15 protein-coding genes and 1 tRNA gene are annotated in these 19,949 nt (G+C 61.8%); 7 read left to right on the top strand and 9 right to left on the bottom strand.

Translation table 11 applies throughout. The features are described from left to right. Positions 1–61 precede the first annotated feature (61 nt). The 3 genes from DVDV_RS02385 to DVDV_RS02375 are packed head-to-tail and all read left to right on the top strand — an operon-like array spanning position 62 to position 3,396. The gene (locus DVDV_RS02385; RefSeq protein WP_075353130.1) at positions 62–964 is read left to right on the top strand and encodes a hypothetical protein; all 903 of its coding nucleotides are present in this window, start codon (positions 62–64) and stop codon (positions 962–964) included. A gap of 13 nt (positions 965–977) precedes the next feature. Continuing rightward, positions 978–1,340: a response regulator gene (locus DVDV_RS02380; protein ID WP_075353129.1), complete on the top strand. Its 363-nt coding sequence runs from the start codon at positions 978–980 to the stop codon at positions 1,338–1,340. Positions 1,341–1,383: 43 nt separating this feature from the next. Then, positions 1,384–3,396 (top strand): ATP-binding protein, encoded by a 2,013-nt coding sequence (locus DVDV_RS02375; RefSeq protein WP_075353128.1) that lies wholly within the window; start codon positions 1,384–1,386, stop codon positions 3,394–3,396. Between the two features lie 133 nt (positions 3,397–3,529). Here the strand turns inward: DVDV_RS02375 and DVDV_RS02370 are convergent, their stop codons facing one another. The 5 genes from DVDV_RS02370 to DVDV_RS02345 all read right to left on the bottom strand — a co-directional run bounded on the left by DVDV_RS02370 (position 3,530) and on the right by DVDV_RS02345 (position 10,549). Next, positions 3,530–4,321 carry an SDR family NAD(P)-dependent oxidoreductase gene (locus DVDV_RS02370; protein ID WP_075353127.1) on the bottom strand — a complete coding sequence of 264 codons (792 nt, stop codon included), beginning with the start codon at positions 4,319–4,321 and terminating at the stop codon, positions 3,530–3,532. Between the two features lie 86 nt (positions 4,322–4,407). Next, positions 4,408–5,538: an ABC transporter permease gene (locus DVDV_RS02365; RefSeq protein WP_217694114.1), complete on the bottom strand. Its 1,131-nt coding sequence runs from the start codon at positions 5,536–5,538 to the stop codon at positions 4,408–4,410. Beyond that, on the bottom strand, positions 5,535–8,282 hold the full coding sequence (gene rbbA / locus DVDV_RS02360) for a ribosome-associated ATPase/putative transporter RbbA (protein ID WP_075353125.1): 2,748 nt from the start codon (positions 8,280–8,282) through the stop codon (positions 5,535–5,537). Before rbbA ends, DVDV_RS02365 begins: the two co-directional genes overlap by 4 nt. Beyond that, entirely contained in the window at positions 8,279–9,370 is a 1,092-nt protein-coding gene (locus DVDV_RS02355; protein WP_075353124.1) for an HlyD family secretion protein, read from the bottom strand. The genes rbbA and DVDV_RS02355 overlap by 4 nt, the downstream gene beginning before the upstream one ends. A gap of 501 nt (positions 9,371–9,871) precedes the next feature. Next, the gene (locus DVDV_RS02345) at positions 9,872–10,549 is read right to left on the bottom strand and encodes an MgtC/SapB family protein (RefSeq protein ID WP_254845199.1); all 678 of its coding nucleotides are present in this window, start codon (positions 10,547–10,549) and stop codon (positions 9,872–9,874) included. 644 nt (positions 10,550–11,193) lie between these two features. Between DVDV_RS02345 and DVDV_RS02335 the strand changes: the two genes are divergently transcribed. The 3 genes from DVDV_RS02335 (at position 11,194) to DVDV_RS02325 (ending at position 14,852) form a co-directional block, all read left to right on the top strand. Next, a complete protein-coding gene (locus DVDV_RS02335; RefSeq protein ID WP_075353121.1) occupies positions 11,194–12,201 on the top strand; it encodes a hypothetical protein in 1,008 nt (335 codons plus the stop codon). Positions 12,202–12,742: 541 nt separating this feature from the next. Then, the gene (locus tag DVDV_RS02330) at positions 12,743–13,246 is read left to right on the top strand and encodes a hypothetical protein (protein ID WP_075353120.1); all 504 of its coding nucleotides are present in this window, start codon (positions 12,743–12,745) and stop codon (positions 13,244–13,246) included. Between the two features lie 82 nt (positions 13,247–13,328). Next, positions 13,329–14,852 (top strand): class I adenylate-forming enzyme family protein, encoded by a 1,524-nt coding sequence (locus DVDV_RS02325; RefSeq protein ID WP_075353119.1) that lies wholly within the window; start codon positions 13,329–13,331, stop codon positions 14,850–14,852. 55 nt (positions 14,853–14,907) lie between these two features. Here DVDV_RS02325 and DVDV_RS02320 read toward each other — a convergent pair whose 3' ends face one another. From DVDV_RS02320 to DVDV_RS02305, 4 genes are all read right to left on the bottom strand, one after another. Further along, positions 14,908–16,467, bottom strand: coding sequence for an MFS transporter (locus DVDV_RS02320; protein ID WP_254845198.1), 1,560 nt, complete (start codon positions 16,465–16,467; stop codon positions 14,908–14,910). Between the two features lie 371 nt (positions 16,468–16,838). After that, a tRNA-Pro gene (locus tag DVDV_RS02315) sits at positions 16,839–16,915 on the bottom strand. A 106-nt stretch (positions 16,916–17,021) separates the two neighbouring features. Beyond that, on the bottom strand, positions 17,022–18,038 hold the full coding sequence (gene amrS / locus DVDV_RS02310) for an AmmeMemoRadiSam system radical SAM enzyme (RefSeq protein ID WP_075353117.1): 1,017 nt from the start codon (positions 18,036–18,038) through the stop codon (positions 17,022–17,024). A gap of 128 nt (positions 18,039–18,166) precedes the next feature. Continuing rightward, positions 18,167–18,832, bottom strand: coding sequence for a hypothetical protein (locus tag DVDV_RS02305; RefSeq protein WP_075353116.1), 666 nt, complete (start codon positions 18,830–18,832; stop codon positions 18,167–18,169). Between the two features lie 26 nt (positions 18,833–18,858). Between DVDV_RS02305 and purM the strand changes: the two genes are divergently transcribed. Beyond that, positions 18,859–19,911: a phosphoribosylformylglycinamidine cyclo-ligase gene (purM, locus tag DVDV_RS02300; protein ID WP_075353115.1), complete on the top strand. Its 1,053-nt coding sequence runs from the start codon at positions 18,859–18,861 to the stop codon at positions 19,909–19,911. Positions 19,912–19,949 lie beyond the last annotated feature (38 nt).

Genomic DNA, 19,949 nt, shown 5'->3' with positions numbered 1-19,949 from the left:
TGTGGCGGCAATACGGCCATTTGGCCAGCGGTCTGGCCGATATTTTCAAGGAGTGTGTATCATGTTCAGTCAGTTTTTTGGGAATTACCTGCGCAAACGCGGCTGCATCACCCTGGAGCAGATGCGGGACGTGCTGGCGTTGCAGGATTCCGTGCGCGTCAAACTGGGTGTCCTGGCCATCGACGCCGGGTACATGACCGCAGCCCAGGTTGAAGAGGTCCACAACCTGCAATCCACGATCGACAAGCGTTTCGGCGAGATCGCCATCGATAGGGGCATCCTTGACCAGGAGAAGCTCTCGGTCCTGCTTGGCCAGCAAAACAAGCGCCACCTGTTTATCAGCCAGGCCCTTATCGACCAGGGCATCATGACCTTCGAGACCTTTGAGAGCTACCTGGAGGACTACAAAAAGGATTCCGGGCTTTCGGCCAAGGAGTTCGAGGCGCTTAAAACCAACGACATCGACACCGTCACCCAGGCCCTGGTGCACCTGCCCGAGCTTGGCGACGCCAAGATGTACGTGGACTATTTCGCCCTGTTCGTCCGCAATCTGGTCCGCTTTATTGATGACCATATCCTGCTGGAGGAAGCCCGGAAGGTCCAGTTGGAGGAATTCGACTGCCTGATCTACCAGGAGATCGAAGGCCGCTTCAAGTTTTTCACCGGTGTTGCCGGACCTGAGCCGGCCATGGCTGAATTTGCCTCCCGCTTCGCCAAGATGGCCGTGTCCGGCATGGACGAGGTGGCCAAGGATTCGCTGGGCGAGTTCATGAACGTCCACAATGGCCTGTACCTCTCCAAGCTGTCCAACGAATGGGTCGAACTGGAGCTTTTGCCCCCGGAATACAAGCACAGCGGCAGCCTCAAGTCCGTGGGCGCGGCCTACAAAATTCCCTTCGCCCTGTCTTTTGGGCAGTTCGATTTCTTTATCGGCGTCGGCTCGCCTGTTTTCAATCATCGCTAAAAAGGAACCAGCCATGGCCCGCATACTCATTGTGGACGATTCCATCGTGTCCCGCACCAGCCTCAAAAACATCCTGCAAAGCGCCCGGCATGAAGTGGTGGGCGAGGGCGTCAACGGCGAGGACGGCCTGGAGAAGTACCTGTCCCTGCGGCCGGACATGGTGACCATGGACATCACCATGCCCAAGCTCAACGGCATCGAGTGCCTCAAGGCCATCCTCGGCCACGATCCCCAGGCCCGGGTGATGATGATCAGCGCCCTGGGCCAGGGGGCCAAGATCCTGGAGGCGATCAACAGCGGCGCGCGCCACTATATCACCAAGCCCTATGAGCCGGAAAAAGTCCTGGAAGCGGTGACCGAACTGTTAAGCGAATAATCCAGGCCACCCCAAGCCCCCAACCCTGACGTACGGAGGGTTCATGGAAGCGACAGCCTTGAAGGACCTGGACATGGACCAGGAGGCGTACTCGGCCGAAGACCAATCCATCGGCAATCTGGTGGAGCAGACCCGGACCTTTGCGGCGGCTGACCCGGGTCTGGCGGTGCACCGCTTTTTCACCGAGCATCCAAGCGCCGAAGGGGTGGTCATCGTGGAGAACCACGCCCCGGCCGGCCTGATCATGCGCAACGATTTCTACCAGAAGATCGGCACGCTCTATGGCCGGGACCTGTTCATGAGCCGGCCCATCAAGCTCATCATGAACACCCAGCCGCTGGTGGTGGATGTCTCGGTGGATATCGCCACCATCGGCCTCATTGCCATGAACCGACCCCATGACCAGCTCTACGACCTCGTGGTCATCACCGAGAATGAGAAGTTCTCCGGCGTGGTCAGCGTCAAACGCTTCATGATCGAGCTGTCGCAGAACAGGGAAGTGGAGATCAAACTTTTAAAGCGGCAAAAAGAGATCCTGCACGAGGCCAACGAGACCGAGATCCGCAACCGCCGGCAGATCGAGGAGAAAAGCCTGGAGCTGCGCGAGAAAAACGAGTCGATAAAAAACCTCATGGACAACGCCGGCCAGGGCTTTTTGTCGTTCGGACAGGATCTGGCCGTGTCCGGCGAATACAGTCTGGAATGCGTCCAGATCTTTCGCGTGCCCATGGAGGGCCGCAATTTCCTGGAGCTCATGGCCAAGCATGTTTCCCCGGAAACCATCCAGACCATGGCCCGGGTGTTCGAGAGCATCTTTGCCTCGGGCAAGTCCCTGCGGGAAAAGGTCTACCTCTCCCTGTTGCCGCCGGAGTTCGGCATCTACGGCAAGACCGTCAGCGTGGCCTACAAGATCATTCCCCACGGCGACCACAAAAAGATGATGCTGATTTTGACGGACGTCACCGAGAAACGAAAGCTTGAAGCGCGCATGACCGAGGAGCGCAACAACGTCAAGATGGTGGCCAAGGCCCTGACCAAACAATCCGACGTCAATCTGGCCCTTGAGGAATTTTACCGTTTCGTCCCGGGCGAGGCCCGGGCCATGGCCCAGGAGATTGCCGAGCCCAGGGCGGCCCTGGCCGAGATTTTCCGTTTGATGCACACCTACAAGGGCGATTTCGCCCAATTGGGCCTGCACAATACGGCCGCCAATCTGCACGTCATTGAGGACGAGCTGGCCGCACTGGTCGCCCGGCCCGAGGCCCCGGACCAGGAGTCGCTCGCCGGGATCGTGGCCGGCTGGGATGGCCGGGCCATCGCCCGGGATGATGTGAACATCCTGGCGGATATCCTCGGCAAGTCCTTTTTCGAGAAGGACGAACGGTTCCAGGTCAGTGCGGAAATGGTGCAGGCTGTCGAGGCCCAGGTGGCTGGCCTGCCGGATGGCCCCGAGCGCCGGGGCATCCTGCTGGCCCTGCGCCGGCTGCGGCTTTGCCCCTTAAAAAGCCTGGTGGCCGAATACCAGGACTATCTCCAGGCCCTGGCCGCCCGTTTGGGCAAGTCGGTCGAACCGCTTCGCGTCAGCGGTGATGACGTGTTCGTGGAAAAGGAGCTCGTCCAGAAATTCGTCAAGTCCCTGGTCCACGTCATCCGCAACATGATCGACCATGGCATTGAAACGCCCGAGGACCGTCTGGAGAATGGCAAGCGCGAGCAGGGGCGCATTGCCTGCGTCATCGAGCAATCCGGCGATACGGTCTGCCTGCGGGTGTCTGACGACGGGCAGGGCATAGACGCGGCCAGGGTGTTGCAACTGGCCGTGGCCAAGGGCCTTGTCTCCCCGGCCAAGGCCCGGGACATGGCCCCGCAGGAGGTTTACGGCCTGCTCTTTGCCGATTCGTTTTCCACCAAGGAAGAAGTGAGCGCCTTGTCCGGCCGCGGGGTGGGGCTGTCTGCGGTCAAGGCCGAGGTGGAACGCCTGGGCGGAACCATCCGGGTCAGCTCCACACCCGGCCAGGGCTCGACGTTCGATTTCCTTTTTCCCCTGGCGGAGTAACGGCGGCGGGCAAGGCATACGGAGAAGCCTGCGCCAGATCCGCCGCGGCCTGGCTGCCAGCCGGTCCTGCCGCCAGGCCGCGGCGAGCCTGCCCTGCATTTTCAGAGGCAGGCTCGTTGCCCGGCCAAGGCTCCTACAGGCACTCGACCACGCCGCCGTCCACCCGCAAGGCGGCCCCGGTGGTGGCGGAAGCCTGCTTGGAGCAGGCATAGACGACCATGTTGGCGACTTCTTCGACCGTCGCGGCCCGGCGCAGCAGCGAGGAGGGGCGATTGGCCATGACGAAAGCCGTTGCCGCCTCTTCGATGCTTTGCCCCTTGGCGGCCGCCGCATCGCCCAGCATGGCGGCCAGGCCGTCGGACAGGGTCGGGCCGGGCAGCACCGAATTGACCGTGACGCCGGTGCCGGCCATCCGCTTGGCCAGGCCGCGCGCGATGGAGAGCATGGCGGTTTTGGTAAAGCCGTAGTGGATCATCTCCGCCGGGATGTTGAGCGCGGACTCCGAGGACAGGAACACCACCCGGCCCCAGCCTTTTTTTGCCATCTGGGGCAGATAGGCCCGGGACAGGCGCACCCCGGACATGACGTTTGTTTCAAAGAAGCGGGTCCACTCCGAATCCGGGATCTCAAAGAAATCCTGCAGTCCGTAAATCCCCAGGTTGTTGACGAGAATATCGCAATCCGGATGGGCGGCGACCAGGGCCTGGCAGCCCTTGGCGTCGCCTAGGTCGCCGGGGAATCCGAGCAGCCGGCCCGGAGGAAGGTCGCGGGCGAGCTTTTCCAGGGCGCTTTCGACCGCCTGTTTCGAGCGGCCGTTGACAACGACCGTTGCGCCGCTTGCGGCGAGCCCCTTGGCGATTGCCAATCCGATGCCAGCAGTCGAGCCGGTGACGATGGCCAATTTTCCAGTCAGATCGATGTGCATGTCTGTTCTCCCTCCTGTCGGAGTTGGCCGCCAAACGGGCCAAGTCTGTTTCGCCTGCCGTCGCAGGCAACGCGTCGGCCGGCACCTTAGCGTGACTGGGCCAGACTCCGGCGGAAAAGCGCCAGGGCCAGCCCGAAAAACACTGCGCCGATGGCGGCAATGGCGACAAAGCGCGGCCATACCAGACTGAAATCCGCACCGCGATACAAAATCGCCTGGGCCAGATTGACGAAATGGGTGGTCGGTGCGGCCAGCATGATGTCCTGGACGGCAACAGGCATGCTCTCGCGCGGGCTGATGCTGCCGGAGAGCATTTGCAGCGGCAAAATGACCAGGATCATGAGCAGCCCGAATTGCGGCATGTTGCGCGAAATCGTGCCCAGGAAAATACCGATGCAGGCGGTGGCGAAAAATTGCAGCAATGTTCCGCAAAGAAACAAGGGGATGGACCCGGCCAGCGGCACGCCAAGGGCTCCCCGGACAACGCCGTACAGGGAGATCGTGACGGACACCAGGATGACGAGGCTTGTGGGCCAGATCTTGGCCAGCAAGATTTCCGTGGCCGAAAGCGGCATGACCAGCAGATGTTCCAGGGTCCCGTGCTCGCGCTCGCGCACCAGGGCCGTGCCCACGAGCAGGATGGAGAGCAGGGTGATGTTGTTGATGATTTCCATGACGCTGCCAAACCACGAACTGGTCAGGTTGGGATTGAACTTGACGCGGGTGGCCAGGGTGATGGGCGATTTTGGCGTCTCCTGGCCCCAGGCGACGAAGGCCGCCACTTCATTGGCAAGGATGTTTTGAATGTAGACCGCGCCGATAAAGGCCTGGGACATGCAGGTGGCGTCGATATTGACCTGGATGTCGGGCTGTTTGCCGGCCAGCACGTCCCGCTCGAAATCCGGCGGGATGTCGAGGACAAAGATGGAGCGCCCGGCATCGAGCTCATGGTCCATGGCCGTCAAGGGGATGAGACTGGGCGTCTGGAAGTATGGACCGTAAAAGGCCTGGATGAGGCGCACCGAGAGGCTGGAGGCATCTTCGTCCACAATGGCGATGGGGGCATTGTGCAATTCCTGGGAGGTGGCCGTGCCGATCACATAGATGCCGCCGGTAAAGACCCAGCAGATGACGACCAGCAGGATCTTGTCGTGCCACAGGCTGTAAAACTCCTTGGTCCCCAGCCGGTAGATATTGACCAGACGGCGCATGGTCATTTCTCCTGTTTGGGCAGTAACGCGACGCTTAACAGGGTCAGGGCCGGGGCGTAGGCGGCCAGGGCCAGAAAGTTGGGCCAAAGCTCCCCAAAGCCCAGGGCCTTGGTAAAAATTCCCCGACAGATATTGATGAAAAAGGTGACTGGAAAGACCGCCCCGAGAAACGCCCCCGGTCCTTGCAGGGAGGAAACCGGGGTGGTCAGGCCCGAAAACGTGACCGTGACCAGCAGGGTCGAAATGGCTGTCAGGGCCAGGGCGGCTATCTGGGTTTTGGCAAACGAGGAGATCAGCAGGCCAATGTCGGTGGTGACCGTCACGAAGACCAGGGCGGCGCCGCTCAGGAGCAGGAAACTGCCCTTGAGCGGCACCTCGAAGACGAAAACGGAAACGGCCATCATCCCGAAGTAACTGACCATGCTGACGGCCACATAGGGCAGTTGCTTGCCGAGAAGAAATTCCAGCCGGGTCACCGGCGTGACGTAGAGGTTGGTAATGGAACCCAGTTCCTTCTCGCGCACCACCCCAAGGGCCATCATGATCGACGGAATAAAGATCAGCATCAAGGGGATGACCCCGGGAACCATGGCGTAGAGGCTGCGGAAATCCTGGTTGTAGCGGTAGCGCACCTGCGTGCCGGCCGCCGGCATCCCGGTGACGACGCCCTGGGTGCGAAGGGCCAGTTGCTGCAGGTACAGGGTGTTTAATCCCTCAATATAGCCGCGCACGGTTTCCCCGCGAAAGGGCATGGCCCCGTCCACCCAGACGCCTATTTCAACCACCCGTCCCCGCCGCAGATCCTTGCCAAAGTCCGGCGGGATGGACAGGGCCAGACTCAGGTCCCCCCCGGCCATGCGCCGGTCGAGTTCGGCGGCGTCGGCCAGGGGCGGCTGCTCGATAAAATAGCGGGAGCCGGCCATGTTTTGGATGTAGTCCCGGCTTTCCGGCGACTGGTCCCGATCCAGAACGGCAAATTTGAGATTCTCCACATCAAAGGTGATGCCATAGCCCAGGACAAACAGCAGCAGCACCGACCCGAGCAGGGAAACGACCAGCCGGACCGGATCGCGCAGCATCTCCCGCGTCTCGTGGTCGGCGTAGGCCCACAGGCGCAGCAGGCTGCGACGGAGGTCGTATGAGCCTGTCCGGGGGCTGGCCTGGGGCGGCGGCGAGGGGGCTGCCGCAGGCCGGTCCGGGACGGCCGTCTGTTCCTTGCCGGTCGCTTCCTCCAGGCAGTCGATGAACGCGTCCTCCAGGTTGGACTTGCCGCGCTGCTCGACCAGCTTCGCCGGGGTGTCGCTGGCCAGCACCCGGCCGGCATGCATCAGGGAAATCCGGTCGCAGCGTTCGCCTTCGTTCATGAAATGGGTGGAAATAAAGATGGTAACGCCCTGGTTGCGGGAGAGATCGATCAAAAGCTCCCAGAAACTGTCCCGGGCCACGGGGTCCACCCCGGAGGTCGGCTCGTCCAGGATCAGCATCTCGGGCCGGTGGATGACGGCCACGGCCAGGGACAGGCGTTGGCGCAGGCCAAGGGGCAGTTGGTCCGGCAGGGTGTCGGCCTGATCGGTCAGATCAAACCGGGTCAGCATCTCGGCCACGCGCGGGGCAATTTCGGCCGTTGGCAGGTGGAAGAGCTGGGCGTGCAGGGTGAGGTTTTGGCGTACGGTCAACTCGCTGTAGAGCGAAAAGGCCTGGGTCATGAAGCCGACGCGCTTGCGCGTTTCCAGATTATGGGCATCGGCCTTTTGCCCAAAGAGCATGGCCTCCCCTTCGCTTGGCGGCAAAAGGCCGGTCAGCATTTTCATGGTCGTGGTCTTGCCGCAGCCGTTGGAGCCGAGAAACCCGAAGATCTCGCCGCGCCGGATCTCGAAATCCACATGGTCCACGGCTGTAAACGTGCCGAAACGGATGGTCAGGCCCTTGGCGACAATGGCCGGCGGCTCGCCCTCCCGGACCACAAACGGCGGGACGACCAGGGCCTTATGCCCCTGGCGCTTGTCTTGGGGCAACAGTTCGATAAAAGCCGTCTCAAGGTCGGGTGTTTTCGTGTGGTCCAACAGCTCCTGCGGGCTGCCCTGGGCCAGGATGCGCCCGGCATCCATGGCCGCCAGCCAGTCAAAGCTCTCGGCCTCTTCCATGTAGGCCGTGGCCACCAGCACGCTCATGCCCGGACGTCCGGCCCGGATGGTTTGGATCAGCCGCCAGAACTGCCGCCGGGACAGGGGGTCCACGCCGGTGGTCGGCTCATCCAGGATCAGCAGGTCGGGATCGTGGATCAGGGCGCAGCACAGGCCGAGTTTCTGCTTCATGCCGCCTGAGAGTTTGCCGGCCGGGCGGTCGGCAAAGGCGGCCAGCCCGGTTGCGGCCAACAGCGTGGCAATGCGTTCTTCCCGCTCGGCCCGGTCCTGGCCGAAGAGACGGCCGAAAAACGTCAGGTTCTCGGTAACGGAAAGGGCTGCATACAGATTCTTGCCCAGGCCCTGGGGCATGTAGGCGATGCGCGGGCAAAGGGCGTTTCGGTGGCCGGCATCGGCCATGTCGCCGCCAAGCACGGCCACGGTGCCGGCCTGGATGCGGCGTGCGCCGGAAACAAGGGCCAGGAGGCTTGATTTGCCAACACCGTCCGGGCCGATCAGGCCGGCCATGCAGCCGGACGGGATCTCCAGGTCGATGGCGTCCAGGGCTGTGGTTTTCCCATAGCGCAAGGACACGCCGGCCAGCCGGGCAACGCCGGGGGACGTCATTGGCCGGTCTTCTTCTTTTCGCCAACCAGGGGCGGCATGGTTGCCGGCCAGGGGGCGTCGGGGTCAAGGCGCACGGTGGCCACGCCGGGCAGGCCGGTTTTCACCTGTCTGGCATAGGCCAGCAACAGTTCCGGCGGGATCGTGACCTTGATCCGGAACATGAGCTTCTCGCGTTCGGAGTGGGTTTCCACGGCCTTGGGCGTAAACTGGGCCTGGGGCGACACAAAGGTGACCTGGGCCGGGATGGACACATCCGGGCGAACGTCCAGCACGATGCGCGCCTGGGCCCCCAGGGCAATCCGGCCGGCCTGGGAGGTGGGCAAAAACATGGTCATGTAGACGTCGCTTAAATCGAGCAGGGTCAGGACATGGCCGCCGACACCCAGCACCTCGCCCGGCTCGGCCAGCCGGTAGAGCACTCTGCCGTTAATTGGCGCGGTCAGGGTGGAGTCCTCGATGTCGGCCTGATACCGGGCAGCCTGGGCCATGGCTGCCTCGATGGCGGCCTGGGCCTCGAGGACCCCGGCCTTGGCCGCTTCCAGGGCGGCCTGGGCCCCCTGGAGCTGGGCTTTGGCCGCGATCACCTGGGCGTTGTTGGTTTCCGTGGTGGTCTTGTCCACGTCCATTTTTTCGCCGGTGATGAAGTCGCCCTGGTAGAGTTGCCGGGTCCGCTTTTCCTCTTTGGCCGAGAGATGCAACTGGCTTATGCGTTGGGCCACCAGGGCCTCGGCCGCAGCGATTTCGCTTTGCCGCTGGTCGACCGCGGCAACGGCGCTGGCTTTCCTGGACGTCGCCTGGCCGATGGCGGCCTTGGCCTCGCGCAGATTGGCCTCCAGGACCGTGGTGTCCATCTGGGCCAACACCTGCCCCTGGGCGACGTCATCCCCTTCCTTGGCCAGGACCGTGGCCAGTCGTCCGGCCAGTTTGGTGGAGATGAGCACCTCTGTGGCCTCGATGCGGCCGTTTCCTGAGGCAAAGCCGATGGTTGCAGCGGGTTTGGCATAGAAATACCAGGCGAGGGCGGCGCCGCCGAGGCAGGCCAGGATTCCCGAATAGAGAAGCCAACGCTTCAAAGATGTGGACGGCATGACCTTCACTCCTGTGAAAACCTTGAGGAATGCCATGATGCGCCGCAACAGACTGCAGGACACCCCGGCTGGGTACGGCACTGTTTCGGAAACCGGCGGGCGCACCCAGAAAACCGCCCGGCCTGCGTCATTTCCGGAAGACAGGTGGCCGATTTTCAGGCCTTTTTGTAGAGGCCCGACACGTTCACATTACCCCCATTTAACAGCCAAGCCTAGGATTATCGTCTCGTTATAACACCAAGTCGCACGGGCAGGGGGCCCGATGCCGCCCGGCCTGCTTTTGCTGTCTGCAAAGGGGCGGCTGGCCGGCGTCGTGCCGCCGCAGGGGGCCTTTCGCGGCATTGCGGCCCTGGAGCCCGGTGGCTGCCGCCGGCCGTGGGGGCACCCGACGAGGCCCCAGGCCCATTTTGGCCGACTCGACGACCAAAACCATGCTTCGTAAAAGAACATGGGGCAGACAGGCGGCATGAGGGAGGATGCAGCGTTGCTGCTAGGTGAGTTTTATTTTGCTGACAAACTCAAATGCAGCCAAATCGCGAAGCGTGATGATGGAATCCATATCTGACCAGTCGCATCTGAGATTGAACCGATAGGTGGACAGGCCGCCCCGGACCTTGTCCAGATTGAGAGACTCAATGCCCAGTTTCCGTTCTGAAAAAAAATAGCCAACAGCGATTCCAGGGGCCGTTCCGACTCCTGGCAGGTAACGGTCAACACTCTGAAGGTGTCGCGCCGTATTTTTTTCTGAAATCGTTTCAGAACAGTCAACGCGGCCAGTCCCATTGCTGTGCAAAACAATGGGATAAATATCATGCCAGCCCCGAGCGCCATGCCAACGCCCGCATTAAACCACAGGGTGGCCGCTGTGGTCAGGCCTCGGATAGAGCCCTTGTCTTTGAGGATGACTCCGGCTCCGAGGAAACCGACGCCGGTCACGATCTGAGCCGCAATGCGCGTTGGATCAAAAGTCATGGCCACGTTTCCCATGGCCTCATCCGTCTTGAAAATGAAAAATTTTGATATGATCATTATCAGGGCTGAGCCCAAACACACGAGCATATTGGTGCGAAGCCCAGCGCTGACGCCATGCCGTTCCCTCTCGTAGCCAAGACAAAAGCCACAGATCAGGGCCAGCAATAAGCGTATCATCATCTGTGTTTCATATGGGAATCCATTCATTGCTGTTATCCTCTTGTGGTTCGTTTGGGATAGTGTTCCAAGCAATAGAATGTTGTTGCGAAGAGTTCGCAGCGGTTTCTCCATTGTTACTGGATGCAGATGCACAGGGCAAGGGCAATCCGCCCGGTCCATACCAAGGTGTGGCAGGAGGCGCGGCGCTTGACGGCGGTTGTTTTGCCTGCAGCCGAGAACCGGAACACCCAACCCGGCGTCCGGGTGGCCGGTATGGTATAGCAAAATCGCAAACCGGTCTGGCCTTGATCCCGGGGGCGCAACGGCGGCCGGGACCGGGAGGGAAGGTCCTGGTGCCCGACGCCGCCAGGGGGAGTGGCTTCCCGGCCGTCCGGGAGACGGTTCCGCCTGACCAATGCGCATTTTGCAGAGAATTGGTTTTAAGAGCCTTTGGGTGGTTATTGGATGCACTTTAGGGTAACGATCAACCGGGAGTCTGACGCGCAGACACAAGCTCGAGGCAAGGGGTTTCGGCTCCCGCCGACAGGGGCTTGCTGCGCGGTTCCGGGCTCTCCTTCCCGAAGCGCACGCAACAGGTATCCTGGGTTGCAAGCGAAAGCCGTTACAGCTGCGTCCGCGGACAAGCCGGACCATGATTGTCGAACGATTGCAGGGCCAAAGGACAGTGCATCATGAAAGTACCTCCAGCAACAACAGGCCACGCAAACCGGTGCGCGGGTCTGGCCGTCCTTGGCTTGCTGCTTCTGGGCATCGTTTTGTACAGCGGACCGCGAGTCGCCCTGGCCCAAAGCACCCAATGGGACGCCCTGCTTTCAAACACGAGCTGGTATGTTCCCGTTCCATATCTGGTCGCCTATGCCGCCGTAAATCCCAACAGCTTTACCGTGCCGCCGCCAATCCTTACAGGCGATCAGACGCTCTGGGCTCTTGGCCCGGTGGTGAACGGATCTTTTTCCGGCACAAGCAGCGCCACCTTGTATGTGGCGTCCGGAGCGGATCTGGCCCAGCCCGCCACCACATCGACCAGCACCAGCGCAATGTCCGGGACAGTCGCTGCCAATGGAGACATTCGCATAACCTTCACGGACACAACCTCCGGCGTGACGACCCTTGGCGTCGGCAGGATGCAGTCTCTTGGCGATATCCCGTTGATGGAAATGCAAATGATCACCGGGACCGGCCTGCTCTTGACGCATTGGGCCTATATGACGCCCTATGACCCGGCGGTATTCACGCCGCCGCAAGCCTCGGAAGTGTCGACCGCTTACGGCACATCCCCTGAATGGGCCTGGACAGCCAATACGGTATGGGAAATAACAAGCCAGGCGTTGTTTGGATCAGAGAATCCCGGACGTTTTACCATTACCCAGTACAGTAATGGATTTTTCCTGGGCGAAGGCCATGGCCCGACCGGCAGTGCGGTCCAGTTCTTTACGCAACTCGGGTCAATAACCCCTGAAGGCTCTGTCCTGTTTGACACGATCAGTAACGGCGTGCTCACTTCCTTGCTGGGGCAAATCAGCGGAAACACCTCCAATGCGACAATGACCCTGTCAGGCTATGGCTTTTCGGGTGATGATTTCTCGAAGACCGCCAGTCTCAAACTGATCGGCTCCTATCACCCTGCGGGTGCCTATCTGCAGGGGCCCCTGCTGTTACTCCTCGGCGCCACGCCGTAGGGGGAGCAGCCTGGGCGGTTGTCCAGTCCCCGGTTCTCCAGCCCTTGCAGCCCAAAGTCCTCGGGATTTGCCTGCAGGAGGGGAACAGGGGCAGCCCGCGACTGTCTCCCCCTCCCTAGAGATTTATCCGCCGCGAACCAGCCATTCCGATTGACGAGCGAAGGGCTTTGCCGGCCGGATATCCGTTGAGCATGGTCTGTCCGCTTGGCACTGAGACGATGCGGTGCAAAGGGGAAGCATTCGGGATTTTTTTTAAACGTGTGAACCCTTGCCTATTGCGTCTCGGGCCTCAGCGCATCACTCTCTTTATTGACTGTCGCCGCAAGCCATGCGATATTTCTCAATACTGTTATCGTATCTCGATTTGTTGCCAACGATGCGGAAGCATGGCTCTGCTGTTTTTGCTGGAGTCATGCTTCCATCCCAGATCAGTCTGTTTTTGTATTGCTATGGGACAATTCTGAATCGATGCTGATCGTGGAAAGAGAGTTGTGTAGTGGTATATGGAGATTGGTTCAGTCCAACAAACAATGGAGGAGTTATGCGTTCGTTCATTTTTGTTGTAGTTTTTGTTTTCACTGCTCTGCTGTCCCAGCAAGCTCAGGCTTTTGAGTGCGGAAAACTTGATTTCGGTGCAAAGTTAAGCGATATCGACGATGGCAATTTCATATTGTATACGGAGAAAGAAGGCGTTTCCTACTACAATTATGTTGGAATTTGCCGCCTTCCCGTGCATCAGAAGGCGTCGCCGGCCATCGCATATGCGTTCATCGATGGGAAGTACTACGCCAGGATTATCCGCGTTGTCGGCAGGGATAAAGAAGATATCCTTGCCGACATGAAAAAAAATCTTTGCACTCCAACCAGCATAAAAGACGATGCTGAATGGAGTTTATATGGTTGTGACTTGCCAAATGATGTTGAATTCAAGTTCAAATACAACAACAAGACAGGCGAGGCGAAGACTGCTGCGTACAGCAAATCCCTGCGTGAAAAGATTGGGAAAAGCAGTAATGCCGATCCGGCTGAGTTCTCGGAAAAGTAGCCTTTCGGTGAAAGCGTCGCCAGGGCTTACAAGGTGAAAACCTGCGGCGGCACGGGCATGGGAACATGCCAAGGAGTGTTCCATGCCCCTTTTCCGCATGGTCGCCGCCACGGCAGCGGAGCTACCCGAGGCCGTGGCCCTTTGTTGCGGGCCGCGCCACGTCACCTATACCCAACTGGTGGCAGACGCAGGCAGGCTGGCCGCCTGGCTTTCAAGCCTCGGTCTTGCTCCGGGCGACCGGCTTGCTGTTCTTCTCCCGAACTCCATCGAGCTTGTTACCGTCATCCTGGCCGCCTGCCGGGCTGAACTTGTCCTCGTTCCTCTTTTGCTGGACGCGCCGCCGACCCGGCAAGCAGAGATCATCGGGCAGACAGGGGCCAGGGGCCTTGTCCTGGCTTCCGGTTTGGGTGCAGCCATCCCGGCCGAGACGCGGGAGCAACTGGCCGTCACGGTCTGCCTCGGTCGGCCCGAACCGGGAACCGTCGGCTACGACTCCTTTTTCGCCCATACTCCGAGCGCCCCTGTGCCCCGGAGCACCGTCCCGGACCCGATCTGCCTGCTCGTTTACACCTCCGGCTCCACCGGCCGGCCCAAGGCCGTCGCGCACACCCAGGAGCGGCTCGCACGACGGGTGGAAGCCTTTGTCCAGGCCCTGGGCGTCACGGCCGACACGACCGTGGCCGTTTTCGCTGTCCACCGGCCAGTGGTCCTGGTGTTCCAGGTGCTGGCCATGCTGCGCCAGGGCGGGACCGTCGTGCTGGCCGAAAATCCGGACCCGGCCGCGTTCTGGCGTCTCTATGGGGAGGTCCGCCCTGGGTATTGCCTCGTGATGCCCAGTTACGCCCGGAAGCTGTTTGCCGATCCGGCCGCCGCCCGGGTTGACCATTCGCGGCTGCGATTTTGGCTCAGCGGCGGCGACGCGCCGGGACAAGCCCTCTACGAGGCGTCCCGGCGAATCACCGGCCGGCCGTATTGCAACCTGTACGGCCTGACTGAAACAGGCCTTGTGGCCGTGGTCGCGCCAAGCGAAACGGACAAGCCCGGCTGCGTCGGCCGGCCCGTTGGCGACGTGTCCATGCGGCTTGTGGACGACGCCGGGCAGGGCGTTCCCGAGGGCAGTCCCGGACGCCTCCTCGTCACCTCGGCGAACATGATGGCCGGCTATTTCAACGACACCATGGCCACCCATCGGGCCATCGGAACCGGCTGGTACGATACGGGCGATTGCATGCGCCGCGACGCCGAGGGCGACTACTGGTTTCTCGGGCGCAGCGGAGACATCATCGTGCGCCATGCCGTCCAGGTGGCCGCCGCCCTGGTGGCCGACGTCCTGGCCGGGTATCCTGGGGTGGCCGAGGCCGTGGTGGTGGGGGCTCCCGATGCCGAGGCCGGGCAGGTTCCTGTGGCCTTTTATCGAACGGCCGGCCCCGATCCCGGGGCCGAAACGCTGCTCCGGTACCTCGCCGACAGGGTGGATGCTCTGTCGGTGCCCGTGGCTTGCCTGGCCATTGCGCAGTGGCCGGTGACGCCTCGGGGCAAGACCGACCGGCAACAGCTGACGGCTTTGGCCGTAAAATGCCTTGGCCGGGTGCGCGGGGATGTCTGAGCGAGCCGGGCACGGGATGGTCCAGCATTTTTCCGCATGGGCTGTCGCGCCGTCCTCAAAGGTCTTGCGCGTCCTCGGGCAGGAGCCCTGAGGCGGGCTCGGGCAGCCAGCGTGAGGCAATCAGATTGGCCAGGGTGACCAGGAAGGCGACTCCGGCGGCGGCGTAGGCGACCCGGGCGGGATGGGCGGCGGCGACGGGCAGGACGGCGGCGAGCCATTGGGTCAGGGCGGCGAAGCACGATCCGAGCATGCGTCCGCCGACGTTGGCCGCGAAGCTTTCCCCTGTGCCCCGCAAGTGCAGTGGATAGACCCGGGGGAGATAATTTCCCCAGAAGCTGAACTGGCCGATAATAAAAAATCCCGCGAGAAACAGACCGCTTTCGAAGGCGGGCAGGCTCGTGGTGCCGGCCCAGGCGAAGGTCATCGGCAAAATAACCGTTGCCGGAATCAGGAAAAACCGCAGAAGCCTCCTGCGGCTGACAATCCAGACCGCCAGCACCGCCAGGGCGCACCGCCCGCCAATTCCCCCCATCTCCTGAAATGTGGTCACCCGGGCCGCGATTCCCTGTTCCACCGGGCCGGCGACGCGGCGTTTTTCGGCGAACACCCTCTGCTCGATTTCGTCCTCGGAGAATCCCGCCGCTGCGAACTGGGCGCGAAGCGACGCCTGATCTTGCGCGGAAAGCAGTTTGCCGTGGGCCTCTGCCACAGCGGCCCGGGTCTCGGGCAGCCCGGGCACGATCTGCGGCGCTTGCAGCATGGCCCCAAAGGCGGCGGCGAAACTCAGCATGAACATGCCGGTGACCAGGCAGGTGGTGCGCCAAAGCTTCGGGGAGAACAGGGCGGCTACGCTTGGCCGGCCAAGGCGGCCGGTGCGGCGTTTTTCCAGCCAGGGCGGGGACTCGGGCAGAAAAGGCCGCACCAGAAGAAGCGGCAGGGCCGGCAGAAGGCCGGACATGAGCGTATAGCGCCAATCGGCGTGGGGATTGTCGATGTGTCCGAGAAACGACAACAAATCCGGGAGGCCGATTGGCGGCAAGGCCATCGGCGGCAAGAGGAACCATCCCAAGATCTCGATGGGGCGTCCGCTCGCCAAGGAGGATGCAACGCCTCCTGCCAGGGCCACCAGCAGTCCCCCGACCGAAGAAAAGGCTTGGGTGGTTCCAAGGACGGCCTCGCGTCGGCGTGGTTCGGGGAAAAATTCAGCCAGCCAGGCAACCGCAGCCACGAATTCCACGCATATGCCGATAAAAACGAGGCAACGCAGGACAAGCAGCATGGTCAAGGTCGTCGCGAACCCTGTCAGGAACGAGGAGATCGCATACAGCATGATGCTTGCCGTCAGTATTCGTTGCCGGCCAAAGCGGTCGGTGAGGTAGCCGCCAAGAAGTCCGAAGGTGCCGCCCGCTATGGCTGGGATGTAAAAGAGCATTCCGAACCAGAACGTGAATTCTGGCGAGCCGGGTCGGATTCCGCCAAGTTCCATGAGCGCCGGGCGTATGATGAGCGGCAGCATAAGCAGTTCGTAGCTATCGAAGAGGAATCCCCAGGCGGCAACTGCACAAACGAGCCACTCCCGGGCCGTCAGTCGGGGTGGTTTAAAAGGGGCGATCACTGACGGGCCGGACACGCCCGGCAGCGACGTGGCGCATTGAACATACCGCTTGGTATCAGAGCAACTAACCAGCATCAATAGATGCAGATTTGTCCCGAGGTCTTGCGGGGAGCCTCATCGGCAAGGCAGTGTGCATTTGCGGCATCACGAAATAGGTGCCAAATTTGGTTGATAAAACGGCTGTGCGGGTCGTTTTGCCGGATTATTTCACCTGGCACAGCCCGCAGTCTGTCTGTTTACGGCCCGCATCCAACCCGAATATTGCCAAGATTTATCTTGTGATCCTGAACGGTTGGTCAATAGGTTGTCCAGCCCGGCTAGCCAAAAAAAGGGGGACAGGCCAAAGACGGTCTATCCCCCTTGAAATATACTGGTCGGGGCGAGGTGATTTGAACACCCGGCATCCTGCTCCCAAAGCAGGCGCGCTACCAGTCTGCGCCACGCCCCGACGGAAGAGGGCATTGGTTACTGCAACTTCCTGGCCCTGGCAAGGGCAGGAGCGGCACAATCGTGAGCGGCAGCCTATTCTGCCCGTCCGTCGCCACGACAAACCGTCATGGCAGGCCGATGCCGGCGATGGGCGCGCCGCACGAGGAGCAGCGGCCGCCTGCCGTTCGCGCCGCCTGAAGTCCCATGTCCTGGCGCTCGATGAGCCGTTCGCCGCAGTTCGGGCAGAAGGTGGTGCTGCGTTCCTGGTCCGGCACATTGCCGACATACACGTAGCGAAGGCCGGCCTCGCGCCCAAGGTCGTAGGCCTGGGCCAGACTTTCCGGCGGCGTCGGGGGCCGGTCGCGCATGGCGAAATCGGGATGAAACCGCGAGATATGCCAGGGCGTGTCCACCCCGAGCTCCTTGGCCAGGAAACCGGCCAGCTCCGAAAGCTCCCCAGGGCTGTCGTTGACGCCTGGTATGAGCAGGGTCGTCACTTCCAGCCACCAGCCAAGCTCCCGGATGCGCACGAGGTTTTTGAGCACAGGGGCCAGCTTCGCCCCGCAGATGCGTTCGTAGAAATCCGGGCGCATGGCCTTTAAGTCGATGTTGGCCGCGTCGATGCGCCCGGCCAGGGCGTCAAGGCACTGCCGGCTCTGGAAGCCGTTGGAGACCAGGATGTTTTTAAGGCCCGCCGCCCGGGCCAGATCGGCCGTATCGGCCATCAGCTCGAAAAAGATCGTGGGCTCGGAATAGGTGTAGGATACCGAGGCCGCACCGCTACGGCGGGCTGCGGCCACCAGATCGGCCGGACTGGCCCGCTCGCCGGTAATGGCCTTGCCCTGGCGCGGCGGTTGGGACAACGAATAATTCTGGCAGAAGGAGCAGGACAGGTTGCAGCCCATGGTGCCAAAGGAAAAGGTCGTGGTGCCGGGCAGGAAGTGGTACAGCGGCTTTTTTTCCACCGGATCGAGATTGGCGGCGGCCACCCGGTCGTAGACCAGGGTATAAAGCGCGCCGTCATGGTTTTCGCGTACCCCGCAAAGGCCCCGGCGGCCAACATCAATGCGGCAGAAGTGCGAACACAGCCGGCAGGACACGCGCCCGTCAGGCAGGGCTTTCCAGAGGGCGGCAGGGTGCATGGCGGCCTCCTTGGGTTTGGGACCCGTGTCGCAGCCACGAGGGCAGTGGCTGCATCAAGGAACGAGAAAGGGCTGTATCACAACAAGCGGTAATAAAAATTGCGACCGGATTTTTGAAGGCTGCGGCACTAGGAACCGGAGCCGGCCGGCCATTGGCCGGTTGCGGTTCCCTGGCCGGATGGCGAACCAGGGGACTGGCCGAACCCGGAATTGGCGCCAGTATTGCCGAAATTTCCCGGATTGCCCTGACTGCCGGGAGCCGCCCGGGACATCCCCGGCTGCTGGCCGGGCTGGCCTTGCTGTCCGGGCTGGCCTCGTCCCTGGCCTGATTGTCCTGGCTGGCCCATAGAGCCGGGCTGGCCGGGTTGTCCACGCGACGGTCCAGCTTGTTGTCCGGATTGCTGGCCGGTCTGCTGGCCGGGCATGTTGCCGATTTGCGGATAGATGTAGAAGGGGCCGACTTGCTGCTGGTCCTGGGTCTGTTTGGGGCGTGGCCGGACTTCCATGATGACGCTGCCGTCATCTTCGCGGCCAAGGCGCATGTGGTCCACATTGCCCAGGCGCACATCGCGGCGGGACTCGTCGTTGTTGTCCCAGGCGGAGTCCGAGGGCGCAGCCGGCGGCGGGCCGTACTCGACCGGCGGCGAACCGTCCATGCCGTCAGCCGGGGCCGGCCTTGGAGCAAGCAGGGTGGCGGCGACAACCAGGGCCAGGGCCAGGGCCGCAGTCCGGCGGCCGGGGGCGGGCTTCCCTTGAACTTCGCCGATAAAACGGCTAGCATGACGTGTTTTCATTTGCATTTCTCGCAAGGAGCGACCCCATGGCCGACAGATCGGCAGCCTACAAAGCCGCAGGCGTTGACATCGACGCCGGCAACTCCCTGGTTTCGCGCATCAAGTCCATTGTGGCCGGAACCTACAGCAAGGGCGTGCTCTCCGACATTGGCGGCTTCGGGGGCCTATTCAAACTCGACGCCGGAGCCATGGCCGACCCGGTGCTGGTAGCCTCCACCGACGGTGTGGGCACCAAGCTCAAACTCGCCCACGACATGGAAAAGCACGATACCATCGGTATCGACCTTGTGGCCATGTGTGTCAACGACATATTGGTTCAGGGGGCAAAGCCGCTCTTTTTCCTGGACTATTTTGCCACCGGCAAACTTTCGGTGGATCTGGCCGCCCAGGTCGTCTCCGGCATTGCCGACGGCTGCAAAGAGTCGTCCTGCGCCTTGCTTGGCGGCGAGACGGCCGAGATGCCGGGGTTTTATCCCGACGGCGTCTACGATCTGGCCGGCTTTTGCGTGGGGCTGGTGGACAACGCCAAAATCGTCGACGGCTCGAGCATTGGCGTCGATGACGTCATCATCGGCATCGAGTCCTCGGGACCGCACTCCAACGGCTATTCGCTGATTCGCAAGATCCTGGCCGACTCCGGCTTGTCCCCGACCGATCCCCTGCCCAATTCCACCCAGACCGTGGGCGAGGCCCTGCTGGCCCCCACGCGCATCTACGTCAAGACCGTGCTCAATTTGCTGCGCGATTTCGACATCAAGGGCATGGTCCACATCACCGGCGGCGGCTTCTACGACAACGTCAACCGCATCCTGCCCAAAGGCGTGGCCGCCCATATCCGGTTCGGGTCCTGGCCGATGCTGCCGGTCTTTGATTGGTTAAAAGAGCAGGGCAAGCTCACCTGGCCGGAGATGCTGCAGATTTTCAACTGCGGCGTGGGGTTCATGCTGGTGGTGGCCCCGGAGATTGCCGACGATGTCATGCAACGCTTAAAGGCCCTGCACGAATACGCCCGCATCATCGGCCGCATCGACATCCGCAAAGACGGAGCCGAGCAGGTCGAAGTGTTGTTTAGCAAGTAAAAAGAGGCGGATGCCTCCGGCGGCCGGGAGGGGGTAAC

Source organism: Desulfovibrio sp. DV (assembly GCF_001936595.1).
In the GTDB taxonomy this organism is placed as follows: Bacteria; Desulfobacterota; Desulfovibrionia; order Desulfovibrionales; family Desulfovibrionaceae; genus Solidesulfovibrio.
Note: the sequence above shows the minus strand (reverse complement) of the source record. Positions and strands in the feature narration are given on the sequence as shown.